Origin of the sequence: Arsukibacterium sp. UBA5043 (genome assembly GCA_002415085.1) — a bacterium.
Classification (GTDB): domain Bacteria; phylum Pseudomonadota; class Gammaproteobacteria; order Enterobacterales; family Alteromonadaceae; genus Alishewanella.
The window spans coordinates 252,197-264,147 of the sequence record DIBV01000017.1; the positions used below are offsets into that span (position 1 = coordinate 252,197).

Here is an 11,951-nt window from a genome sequence, read left to right on the forward strand (position 1 = left end):
ATGTGTGGTATTCATGGCCTTGTCGCACTAAAACGACCGCAACAGTTTCCAGCGCAGTGGCTGGACTTAATGGGCGATATCACGGCCCATCGCGGCCCGGACGACAGCGGTCGCTATCTGGCCGACAATGTTGCACTGGGTATGCGCCGTTTGTCGATTATTGATTTAAGCGGTGGCCAGCAACCTATCAGCAATGATGATGGCAGCCTGGTGTTGGTATGTAACGGAGAAATTTATAATTATCGAGAACTGCGCGCCCAACTCGCTGACCGCTACCATTTTAAAACCCAGTCTGATGTCGAAGTCATTTTGGCGTTATATCAGCTTTATGGCGTGGACTGCCTGGCGCATTTAAACGGTATGTTTGCCTTTGCCTTGTGGGATAACAATCGGCAACAACTGCTGTTAGCGCGGGATCGGCTTGGAATTAAACCGTTATATTTGTGTCAGCACAATGGCTTTCTGGCATTTTCCACAGAAAGCAAAGCCATTCTGGCATTGCCCGGCATCGAAGCAGAAGTGTGTCCGCAGGCCCTTGAGCAATATTTGCAGCTGGGGTATGTGCCGGCCCCCTACTCGATGTTTAAGGGTATTCAAAAGCTTGAAGTCGCCAGTTATCTGCTGATAAATGATAAAGGCTTGCAACAGCAACAATACTGGCAACCTGATTTTGACCAAAGTGAGCCACTTAGCGAGCAAAGCTGGACCAGAAAGATCCGCACTCAGCTCGAAAGCTCTGTAGCGATGCAAATGGTCAGTGATGTACCCATCGGGGCCTTTTTATCCGGCGGTGTCGACTCCAGTGCCGTAGTGGCTCTGATGTCCAAACACAGCAAAGAGCACAGCAAGGGACCGGTACAAACTTATGCCATCGGTTTTGATACCGGTGATGCTGGCAACTTTTACAACGAACTGCCTTATGCCCGGGCGGTTGCAGAACAGTTTGGTACTGAACACCGGGAAATCCTGGTAAAGCCTGACGTGGTGAGTTTATTGCCTAAATTACTGTGGCATATGGACGAGCCCATCGCCGACAGCGCCTTTATTACTACCTATCTGGTATCGGAATTCGCCCATAAAGAAGTCACCGTTATTTTATCCGGTGTCGGCGGCGATGAGTTATTTGGCGGCTATCGTCGTTATCTGGGTGAACATTATTTACAAAAATATCGACGACTGCCCGCCTGGCTGCGTCAGAAACTGCTGGTGCCACTGGCGGGCAAGCTGCCAAGCGACCGCCACTCCAGGTTTTTAAATACGCTGCGACTTACCAAAGCTTTTATTCAGTCGGCCGAGCTTGACGATGCGGAACGCTATCAGCGGTATATGCAGGTATTCAGCCAGCAGCAAACCGAACAGCTGCTCAGCGCCAGCAAACCTGTCAGTATGATCAAGCAACACTATCAGCTCAGTGAAGCCAGTCAGGGACTATGGCGGATGTTTGATACCGACCGCCAAAGCCAGCTACCGGATGACTTGTTGCTCCTCACCGACAAAATGACTATGGCAACCTCCCTGGAATGCCGGGTGCCGTTTTTAGATCATCAAATGGTCGAACTGGCGGTGAAAATACCTCAACACCTGACTATGAAAAATGGCCGGTTAAAACATTTACTGAAAGAGTCACTCAGCGACATTTTACCCGCCAGCATTCTGGATCGCCCTAAACGGGGTTTTGGTGCCCCTTTAGGCGCATGGCTTAAACAAGAGCTGGCCGGCATGTTGCGGTTATTTGTAAACCGTGAAACCATTGAAAAACGCGGCTTATTAAACTGGTCCATTATTGAACAAACACTTAGCCAGCATTTCAGCCAACAGGAAGATCATACCGATCATTTGCTGGCACTTATGAATCTGGAGATCTGGTGTCGGCTGTATTTAGATAAACAAAGCGCCGAACACATCTCAGAGACAATCAGGACGTCGTTATGAAAATTTTATATGTTTGTCATCGTTTTCCTTTTCCTCCTAAGCGTGGCGGTAAAATCCGGCCATTCAATATGATCCGACACTTCAGCGAGCAGGGACATCAGGTTTATGTCGCGTCGCTGGCCAGAAATCAGGCCGAGGCAGCAGACGGCGAAGGCATCAAAGAACATTGTCACCATTATTATGCGGCAGTGGTTAAGGAGCCGGTGCAGTTCGCCAGGATGATCCTGCGCCTGCCATTACTGACGCCCTCTTCTATGGGGTATTTTTACAGTCAGGATTTACAAAAGCATATTCAGGGTTTACTGGCAGAACATAAATTTGATTTAATTTTTGTCCATTGCTCATCGGTCGCCCAATATGTCAGTCACGTCAAAGATACCCCTAAACTGCTCGATTTCGGTGACATGGACTCGCAAAAATGGTTGGCCTACCGCTCATTTAAACCGTTTCCTCTGAGCTTAGGCTACTTACTGGAAGGCCAGAAAATGCTTCGGGCAGAAAAACGTCTCGCCAACCGTTTTGATTTATGCAGTTGTACCACCAAAGCCGAACTGGCCACGTTGCAAAGTTACCATACCAGGGTGCCAACAGCGTGGTTCCCCAATGGAGTCGATACCGACTATTTTAATCCGGGTACGGCACCGTATGAGCATCATAGTATTTCATTTATTGGCCGGATGGATTATTACCCCAACCAGCAAGCCATGCTGAAGTTTTGCCGGCAAACCCTGCCACTTATTTGTGAGCAAATTCCAGATGTTAAACTTTATATCGTTGGTGCAGAACCCAGTGCTGAGATAAGAGCCCTAGCTGCTTTGCCAGGAGTTGTGGTAACAGGCTCGGTACCCGATGTCAGGCCTTACATTACGAATACGGCAGCCATGGTAGCCCCCCTCAACATTGCCAGAGGCACTCAGAACAAAATTCTGGAAGCCCTGGCTATGGGCGTACCGGTGGTTAGCAGCAGTGAGGCAGCGGGCGGTATTGATGCGGTGGTTAATCAACATTTTTTAGTGGCCGACACTCCGGCCGAGTATGCTAAAGCGCTGGTAAAATTAATGCGAAATCCATCTTACCGGCTGCAACTTGCAGAGGCCGGCAGGCAACGGATGTTAACACACCATCAATGGCATTTATCAATGCAACAATTAGACAGCATAGTACAACAATGTATAAACTTGCATCAGGAAAAGCAGCTGACACAGAGGGAAGTGCAAATATGAATATCAGTATTTTTGGATTGGGGTATGTCGGTGCGGTCTCCCTGGCGTGTCTGGCACGTGACGGCAATCAGGTTATCGGTGTAGACATTGACCCGGTAAAACTGGATTTAATTAAAAGTGGCCAGTCGCCGGTGATTGAAGAAGGCATGCCGGAACTTATGGCAGCCATGGCAAAAAGCGGCCGGGTCAGCGTTTCACAGGATGTGCAACACGCCATCAATAACAGTGAAGTGTCGTTTATCTGTGTTGGCACCCCATCGCAGGATAACGGCAGCCAGGATCAAACTGCTGTTTTGCGCCTGGCAGAGCAGCTTGGCAAAGCCCTGGCAGCTAAAACCCAACGTCATACCATTGTATTCCGTTCTACTTTGTTGCCTGGTACGGTAGAAGGCAGCTTAAAAAGTTTACTGGAGCAGCATTCCGGTAAGCAGGACGGTGTCGATTTTGATATCTGTTTTCAACCCGAGTTTCTGCGTGAAGGCAGTTCGATTAAAGATTACGATAACCCGCCTTTTACTATTGTTGGGGCTAATAACGAAGCGGCCCATCAGCAAATGCAGCGCTTATTTGGCCATTTGCCGGGCCAGTATCACCGCACCGATGTAAAAACGGCCGAAACCGTAAAATACTTCTGTAATATTTTTCATGCCTTAAAAATCACCTTCGCCAATGAAGTGGCCCGGTTATGTGAAGGACTGACCGTTGACCCATTTAAAGTAATGGATTTAGTCTGTGCCGACAAACAACTGAATATTTCCCCGGCATATTTAAAACCTGGCTTTGCCTTTGGTGGCTCTTGTTTGCCCAAAGATTTACGGGCTATGCAATATGTGGCAAAGCAAGCTGATATCGAAATTCCGATGCTGGCACAGGTGTTATCGTCTAATCAGATCCATTTGCAGCAAGCTTATAAAAAAATTCTGGCTCTGGGCTCACGCGATATTGGCATGATCGGCCTGAGCTTTAAATCAGGCACTGATGATTTACGTGAAAGCCCCCTGGTTGATCTGGCTGAACACCTGATTGGGAAGGGGATGCTGCTTAGCATCTTCGATCCGGAAGTCAACTTGTCCAGACTCCTCGGTGCCAACAAGCGTTATATTGAAGAGTCGATACCGCATATTGGCCAGCTAATGACCAGCGATATCGGGCAACTGTTAGCCAATAATAAAGTTATCGTACTGGGTTTAAACGACAAACATATTGTGGAACAGGTTGTTGCTGGCCTGACATCAGAACATATTCTGATAGATTTAGTGCACCTGAAACACGTTTCTGACATTCGGGCTCGTTATATTGGGTTGTGCTGGTGAACAAACTCATTAGCTGGCGCAGTTGTCTGATTGTCATGACAATGATGATCCTGCCGGTTGGGCTGTTAGTGGCAAATTTCCACAGTGGTACTGAATTGGTGCGGCTTAGAAATGCCATGGTGTTTAATGTGATTAGTCTGGAGCAAAGCCAATGGCCAGGCGACCGTTTTCCGGTTTCTTTTCGCCAGGAAAACGCCCCGTTGCCGGATGCAATTGCTAATGTCATCATTAAGCCACAAGCTGAAAACACGGCGTTAGCTAACATGTTGCAGCAAGCTGCCGTGCTAAAGTTAGATCAGCGCCGGCGCGGCGGCGCCATTCAGGCCGATGTCAGTACCACCCTTGTGCAAATTCAGCAGCAACGCGGATACTGCGCCGATTACACCGAAATCATCAACGTGTTTGGCCATGCCCTTAATATCCCGGTACGGGAGTGGGCATTGGCGTTTGATGGTTTTGGCGGCCACGGCCATGCCATAAATGAAATATGGGATCAGCAGGCACAGCGCTGGATTATGCTGGACGTCTTCAACGGCTTTTATCCGGTTGATCAGCAGCAACAGCCAATGTCGGTACTGGAATTTAAGCAGCAACTGGTTGCTGATCGTAGCCAGATCACCCTGGTCAGGTTGTCAGATAAAACCTTTGGTTTTAAAGACGACGCCATGGCGCTCGATTACTACTACAACGGCCGCCATCAGTTTTATTTATGGTGGGGCAACGCCAATATTAGTTACGACGAGCACGCACTGATTAAGCTGGCGGCAAAAGTCTCGCCGCATCTGGAACAAATGACAGCCATTATCAGCGGCGAGTTTCCGCAATTAATGGCAATAGCCGAGCCTGAAAACCTGCATATGATAACTAACATGCAGCGACTAAAGCTGATGCTGTGGGTATTATTTTTTTATGAACTACTGCTGTCAGTGCTGCTTCTGGCTATGCTAATCACTGTTATCACCCGAAAACGGGCAAGGACTTAACATGCAGCAACAAGGACAGTTACAGGTTTTGCATGTATTTGATCACTCTGTGCCGCTGCACAGCGGCTATGCGTTTCGCAGCCTGGCTATTTTACAGCAACAACAGCGATTAAATATCAACACCCGCCAGCTTACCAGCACTAAGCACTATCTAGCCGGACCAGCGCAAGAGCAGGTAGCCGGCTTAACCTTTCAGCGCACCAAACCGGGCTGGCTGGCCAAACTGCCGGTGCTGAATCAGCTCGACGTGATTCGCCAGTTGGAGCAGCAACTGACAAAGATGGTGCAACAACAAAAGCCCGATATTATTCACGCTCATTCGCCGTCATTAAATGCGCTGGCTGCAGCCCGGGTCGCCCGGCGTTTCAATATTCCGCTGGTGTATGAAATGCGTGCGTCCTGGGAAGATGCCGCGGTAAGTCATGGCAGCTGCAAAGAGGGCGATTTGCGTTACCGGATTGGCCAGTATCTGGAAAAAAAAGCGCTTAAAAGTGCTGACTATGTGGTTACTATCTGCCAGGGTTTAGCAGACCAGATTGAACAATGGGGCGTGCCCCGGGACAGGATCAGCGTCGTAGCCAACGCCGTCGATATCAGCGCCTTTAATCCGGTTGTCAGCAAAGACGCAGAACTTGAGCAAAGTCTGAAATTACAGGGTAAAACAGTACTGGGTTTTCTCGGCTCGTTTTACCGCTATGAAGGCCTGCATATTCTGCTGGATGCCTTTGCCAAGCTTAAGCCACAGCATCCGGATCTCAGGTTATTGCTGGTAGGCGGCGGTTTGCAGGAAGCCGCGCTGAAAGCGCAGGCAAAAGATTTGAATATCAGTGACTATATTATTTTTACCGGCCGGGTCGATCATCACACCATAAGCCGCTATTACAGCCTGGTAGATATGTTTATCTACCCGCGCCAGGCCATTCGGTTAACCGAAATGGTCACACCGTTAAAACCGCTGGAAGCCATGGCCCAGCAAGGGCTGGTGGTTGCCTCTGATATCGGCGGCCACCGCGAACTCATCCGCCATAACGACACCGGCATTTTGTTTGAGCCAGACAATCCGGCCCAGTTAGCGAAGGTATTAGACGAGCTGCTGAATAACCGTGCCGACTGGCCAATAATAAAACAAAATGGCCGCAACTTTGTCGAGCAGGAGCGAACCTGGCAGCATACCGTCGCCGCCATTTTGCCGGTTTATCAGCAGGTGTTAAGTGAGCGACGCTAACCCCTACAGAGATGGCGATACGCCGCTTAATATCACGCTGGTGGGGCCAATTCCGCCCCCGGCGGGCGGCATGGCCATGCAAACTGCCCAGTTGTTGCGCTTACTGACAGAAACTCAGCAGCTCAATGTAAAGCTGATTGCAGTAAACCCGCCCTACCGGCCACAGTGGGTTGCTAAAGTTCCGCTGCTAAGGGCAATTTTCCGGTTAGTGCCCTATTTCTGGCAGTTGCATCAGGCCTGCAAGCAAACCGATGTAATGCACCTGATGGCCAATTCTGGCTGGGCCTGGCACTTGTTTGCCGCACCGGCTATCTGGATCGCTTACTGGCATAAGGTGCCGGTTATCGTCAATTATCGCGGCGGCCTGGCGGCAGACTTTTTAAAACAACAACAGCGTTGGGTGCTGCCAACACTTCGCAAAGCCACAACCATAGTTACCCCAAGTGCATTTTTGCAAGGCGTATTTGCGCAGTACCAGCTAAAGTGCCGGATCATTGCCAATATTGTGGACACCAGCATATTCAAAGGCGAACTTAAACCCAGCTTAACTGCGGCACCTCATCTGGTAGTCACCCGTAATCTGGAAGCCATTTACGATATCGCTACCGCTATTCGCGCCTTTGCGATTATCAACAAACAGTTACCCGATTCCCGCCTGAGTGTAGCCGGCAGCGGCCCGGAGCTGCCGGCAATGCAGGCGCTGGTCAACCAGTTACAGCTAAGCAATCAGGTCAGCTTTTGTGGTAAGTTGGATCGGCAACAAATGGCAGCGCTTTATGCCAATGCCGATATTATGCTTAACCCCAGCACCGCTGATAATATGCCCAACTCATTGCTGGAAGCGATGGCGGCCAGTGCCCTGGTGGTCTCTACTGATGTTGGTGGTATTCCGTTTATGGTAGAGCATCAGCATGATGCATTACTGGTACCGCCAGCAGCACCTGAGCAAATGGCCGCGGCCGCATTAAGCCTGATTGCTCAGCCAGAACTGGCTGAGCAACTTGTAACAAATGCCAGAGCCAAAGTAAGCCAGTATCAGCCGGCGCAGGTACTACCCTGCTGGTTAAGTTTGTACCAGGTGAGCGAGCAAGCAAATGCGTGACATAGTGCTGTTTCTTATTATTGTTGGTTGTATACCCTTTATTTTGCGCCGGCCATTTTTTGGTGTACTGGTTTGGTGCTGGATCAGCTATATGGTACCGCATCGTCTGGGCTGGGGTTTTATCCAGACCTTGCCCGTGGCATCAGTAATTGGATTGGTTTTTTTAGTCAGTTATTTATTCAGTAAAGAGCCGAAAAAGATCCCGCTACACAGCCCCATTGTCTTTCTGTTGCTGTTTAATATCTGGATGGTGATCACCTTTATCATGAGTGTGAAAGACCCTTATGTGATTTCGCAGTTTGAAAAAATCATGAAAATTCAGTTTATGACCTTAGTTGTTCTGGCAATGCTTACCACCCGGCAGAGAATTGAACAGGCGTTATGGGTAGTGGCACTGAGCATCGGCTTTTATGGCGTAAAGGGCGGCATTTATACCATCGCCACGGCTGGCGGGGGCCGGGTGTGGGGCCCCACTGGCGGCTTCTTTTTCGGCAATAATGAGTTGGCACTGACCCTGCTAATGATTTTACCCATCTTATTTTATTTACGTCATCTGGTGCCCGACAATAAACGCTTACTCAGACTGAGTTTACTGGCAGCGATGGGGTTAATCGTGCTTGCTGCGCTGGGCACCCAAAGTCGTGGCGGTCTGGTGGCCTGCGTTGCGGTTGGTTTTTTCCTCTGGTTAAAAGGCCCGAATAAACTGGCCATTGCGCTGGTTATTCTTATCGCCGCGCCGGTTGTCTATCAGTTTATGCCCGATCGCTGGCATGACCGGATGGCGACCATAATTGAGCCTGATCGGGAAAGCTATGACGGTTCGGTTAAAGGCCGGTTTAATGCCTGGGAAATGGCGTTTAATATGGCGCAAGACAAGCCATTTGGTGGTGGCCTAAATGGCTTTAAGTTTGAAAACTTTTACCTGTATGCCCCGGAGCCTGAGCGCAAACATGACTCCCATAGTATTTATTTTCAGGTAATGGGCCACCATGGCTTTGTTGGCTTCTTCTTATGGTTTGCTATTTACCTCAGCACCTGGCGCAGTGCCAAAAAGACCATTACGTTAACTAATAAACGTGATGACTTAAAATGGGCGGCATTGCTGGCTAAGATGCTGCAGTGCAGTTTAATTGCCTATGCCGCCGGCGGCGCCTTTCTCGGCTTAGCTTATTTCGATTTGCCATACCATCTGGTGATTACCGTGGTTGCACTTAATGTGGTAGTTAACCGGCAACTGACCCGCGAAGCGGATGAAAAAAAGACATTAAAAAGCAGCCAGTTAGCTGATAGCCGCCCTCATCATCCGGACAGCTTAAAAGCTGTACTCAGAGGCAGAAATGACTAGTTTATATACTCAATTGGTTAGCAAAGTATTATTCCGGCTGCACGAGCGGCTAAAGAGCCATACCACCTATACCATGCTGGCCAGGCTCGAGCGCAGCCAGTGGTTAACTGCCAGCCAAATTGACGACATCCAACAACGCAGACTACAGGCTTTTATCGACGATATCAGTCAGCATTCACCCTACTATCAGCAGCTGTTTAAAACCCCGGGCCTTTCTGCCAGCGATATCCGCTCGGTTGCTGACTTAAACAAACTGCCCTTTTTAACCAAGCAGCTAATTACCGATAATCAACAGGCGCTGTGCAGCGAGCCACAACACACCTTGCAGCGTTACAATACCGGTGGTTCCAGTGGCGTACCGCTGATTTTCTATATGGGTAAAGCGCGGGTCAGTCACGACGTGGCGGCCAAGCTTCGAGCCACCCGCTGGTGGGATGTCGATATTGGTGACCCGGAAGTAGTGCTGTGGGGCTCGCCAATTGAACTTGGCAAACAGGATAAAATTAAAAAAGTACGTGATACACTGTTTCGCTCTTATCTGCTGCCGGCGTTTGAGTTTACCCCGGCCCATATCGAGGTCTACCTTAAGCAATTGCAACAGCTGAAACCGAAAATGCTGTTTGGTTACCCCTCGGTTATTCATCAGTTGGCGCTGGCGGCGGAAGCCCGGCAACTTGATTTGAGCCAACTGGGGATAAAAGTGGTATTTGTTACCTCTGAAATGCTGTTTGAGCACCAGCGTACAGTAATTGAGCGGGTATTTAATTGCCCGGTTGCCAATGGCTACGGCGCCCGTGATGCTGGTTTTATTGCCCACCAATGCCCAGCCGGCAGTTTGCACATCAGTGCCGAAGATATTATCGTTGAAATTATTGATGACAACGGCCAGGTGTTGCCACCGGGGCAAAGCGGTGAAATTGTGATCACCCATCTGCAAACCCAGGCGTTTCCGTTTGTCCGTTATCGTACCGGCGATATAGGCCAGCTTAGCAATACTCCCTGCTGTTGTGGCAGGGGCTTGCCAGTACTGGCTCATGTTAGCGGTCGTACGACCGACTTTATGCTAACGACAGCTGGCGATAAGCTACATGCGTTATCGCTGATTTATGTGCTGCGGGATTTAAAAGATATCAAACAGTTTAAAATAATCCAGCATAGCCTGAGCGAGGTTGAAGTTCAGCTGGTATGTGTTGCACCATTGAGTGAGTCTTTAGCGACACACATTGTCAGTCAGTTTCAACAGCGCCTTGGAACAGATTGCAATGTTACACTGAAACAGCTGGACACCATCGCCAGCCTGCCAAATGGGAAACATCGATATGTTGAATCTAAACTGGCGTAGTAAAATAGCCGTACTGGTCACATTTTCACTGTTCTGCAGTCTGCCACTGTCGGCAAGCTCGCTAACCGCAGAGCAAATTGTGGCTATTGATTGGCACGAGGGCAATGACAACCTGGAAGGTGCCAGCCGCAGCTACAGTTATGCCGCAGCCTATCTCAGCTGGCCAGATGAGCATATGGGTGCCTGGATAGACCAAAACAGAGTTTTTTTAGGTAACAAGGCTTTTGCTGAGCAGCGGATTAGCCGGGCACAAACAAATAAGCAGGTAAGCTGGCAGATAACAGCGCTGGTAAAACAAATAAGCAGCACCACCCAACCGAACATTGACCTGTTATTACATGGCAAGGACAGTAAAGGCACCACCGTTTTTCATAGCAAAGAATCGGATATTCGTCAGGCGCCTACCCTGATAATTACTACAAATTCGGGCGCTATTATCAAAACCACTGCCCTTATGGACAGCTATCTGGATGAAAGCACATTTCGCTCGCTTGGCCATAGTAAAAATTTAAAAGCCGGTGAGCGGAATCTCAGTTTGCTACGTTTCCCTGTGCCCAAACTGCCTGCCGGTGAGCGTATCGGCAGCGCTGAATTACAACTTACCGTCAAAAAACAATTTGGCTCCAGCAATATTGGCGTATTCTGGCTGGCCAGGCCTGCGACAACAGCTCATGTTTTACCGGAGTTCACTAAAAACCAAATTATTTTCAACGAGGACTTTTCTGAGCGTAATTGGGCCGCTAACTGGAGCAGCCTCGATCGACGTAGCAAGATCGATCGTGCCCCATCACCGACACGTCCAGATAACTATGCCCTGAAAGTTGAATTTAATCCTGAACAAAATCTGGCGCTCAATTTAGTTTTACTGCTTAAATCAGTACTAAGTGAAGAGCCCGAAGCGTTATATTTTCAGTATGATTTGTATTTAGCAGACAACTGGCTGGCCACCAAAGGTGGTGGCAAGTTTCCCGGCTTAGCAGGCACGTACAATAAAGCAGGCTGGGGCGGCCGCTCTGCTGATGGTAGCAACGGCTGGTCGGCCCGCGGTCAGTTTGGTGATACCATCAAAAGCGACGATAAATTTAATAACAGTACCCCGCTGGGGTTTTATGCTTATTACCCGGATAATGGTCAGAATCATGGTGCGGCGATGTACTGGGACACCGGTAATAATCCAATAAAACCAGGCAAATGGTACCAAATTACCCAGTACGTTAAGCTTAATACTCCCGGCAAACAAGATGGCGTACTAAAAGCCTGGATTGACCAGCAGCAGGTGTTTGCGCTCACAGACATTCGCTTTCGGGACACCCGGGATCTTAAAATAGAGCGGTTATGGCTGAATTTTTATCATGGTGGCACAGCCAAACCAGTCCAGCTAATGGAGCTATATATTGATAATATTGTGCTGGCCACCGAATAGCCCGTTTTTGCAACCGGCGTTGAACTAAGTTGAGATTGATGGCTGGCTATTTCCGCCGTTTAT

General features: G+C 49.1%; 9 protein-coding genes. All 9 read left to right on the plus strand.

What is annotated here, in order from left to right; translation table 11 throughout:
- From asnB to B2Q61_RS15120, 9 genes are read left to right on the plus strand one after another with little or no spacing between them, the layout of a single operon-like run.
- Positions 1–1,932, plus strand: coding sequence for an asparagine synthase (glutamine-hydrolyzing) (gene asnB, locus B2Q61_RS15080; protein WP_290617233.1), 1,932 nt, complete (start codon positions 1–3; stop codon positions 1,930–1,932).
- A complete protein-coding gene (locus B2Q61_RS15085; RefSeq protein WP_290617235.1) occupies positions 1,929–3,155 on the plus strand; it encodes a TIGR03087 family PEP-CTERM/XrtA system glycosyltransferase in 1,227 nt (408 codons plus the stop codon). Before asnB ends, B2Q61_RS15085 begins: the two co-directional genes overlap by 4 nt.
- Positions 3,152–4,468, plus strand: a complete 1,317-nt coding sequence (locus B2Q61_RS15090; protein WP_290617237.1) for a nucleotide sugar dehydrogenase — start codon at positions 3,152–3,154, stop codon at positions 4,466–4,468. The genes B2Q61_RS15085 and B2Q61_RS15090 overlap by 4 nt, the downstream gene beginning before the upstream one ends.
- Complete coding sequence (locus tag B2Q61_RS15095) at positions 4,465–5,451, plus strand: hypothetical protein (RefSeq protein ID WP_290617239.1); 987 nt, start codon at positions 4,465–4,467, stop codon at positions 5,449–5,451. The genes B2Q61_RS15090 and B2Q61_RS15095 overlap by 4 nt, the downstream gene beginning before the upstream one ends.
- Position 5,452: 1 nt before the next feature.
- Entirely contained in the window at positions 5,453–6,676 is a 1,224-nt protein-coding gene (locus B2Q61_RS15100) for a TIGR04063 family PEP-CTERM/XrtA system glycosyltransferase (protein WP_290617241.1), read from the plus strand.
- Entirely contained in the window at positions 6,663–7,778 is a 1,116-nt protein-coding gene (locus B2Q61_RS15105) for a glycosyltransferase family 4 protein (RefSeq protein ID WP_290617243.1), read from the plus strand. The genes B2Q61_RS15100 and B2Q61_RS15105 overlap by 14 nt, the downstream gene beginning before the upstream one ends.
- The gene (locus B2Q61_RS15110) at positions 7,771–9,123 is read left to right on the plus strand and encodes a putative O-glycosylation ligase, exosortase A system-associated (RefSeq protein ID WP_290617245.1); all 1,353 of its coding nucleotides are present in this window, start codon (positions 7,771–7,773) and stop codon (positions 9,121–9,123) included. The genes B2Q61_RS15105 and B2Q61_RS15110 overlap by 8 nt, the downstream gene beginning before the upstream one ends.
- Entirely contained in the window at positions 9,116–10,465 is a 1,350-nt protein-coding gene (locus tag B2Q61_RS15115) for a phenylacetate--CoA ligase family protein (RefSeq protein ID WP_290617247.1), read from the plus strand. The genes B2Q61_RS15110 and B2Q61_RS15115 overlap by 8 nt, the downstream gene beginning before the upstream one ends.
- Entirely contained in the window at positions 10,443–11,888 is a 1,446-nt protein-coding gene (locus B2Q61_RS15120; RefSeq protein WP_290617249.1) for a polysaccharide lyase, read from the plus strand. Before B2Q61_RS15115 ends, B2Q61_RS15120 begins: the two co-directional genes overlap by 23 nt.
- The last annotated feature ends 63 nt before the right edge of the window (positions 11,889–11,951 follow it).

What these genes read in the sequence shown, in the direction of transcription:
- B2Q61_RS15120 (WP_290617249.1), top strand. Translation starts at nt 10,443, where the DNA reads ATGTTGAATCTAAACTGGCGTAGTAAAATAGCCGTACTGGTCACATTT.
- B2Q61_RS15115 (WP_290617247.1), top strand. Translation starts at nt 9,116, where the DNA reads ATGACTAGTTTATATACTCAATTGGTTAGCAAAGTATTATTCCGGCTG.
- B2Q61_RS15110 (WP_290617245.1), top strand. Translation starts at nt 7,771, where the DNA reads ATGCGTGACATAGTGCTGTTTCTTATTATTGTTGGTTGTATACCCTTT.
- asnB (WP_290617233.1), top strand. Translation starts at nt 1, where the DNA reads ATGTGTGGTATTCATGGCCTTGTCGCACTAAAACGACCGCAACAGTTT.
- B2Q61_RS15100 (WP_290617241.1), top strand. Translation starts at nt 5,453, where the DNA reads ATGCAGCAACAAGGACAGTTACAGGTTTTGCATGTATTTGATCACTCT.
- B2Q61_RS15090 (WP_290617237.1), top strand. Translation starts at nt 3,152, where the DNA reads ATGAATATCAGTATTTTTGGATTGGGGTATGTCGGTGCGGTCTCCCTG.
- B2Q61_RS15085 (WP_290617235.1), top strand. Translation starts at nt 1,929, where the DNA reads ATGAAAATTTTATATGTTTGTCATCGTTTTCCTTTTCCTCCTAAGCGT.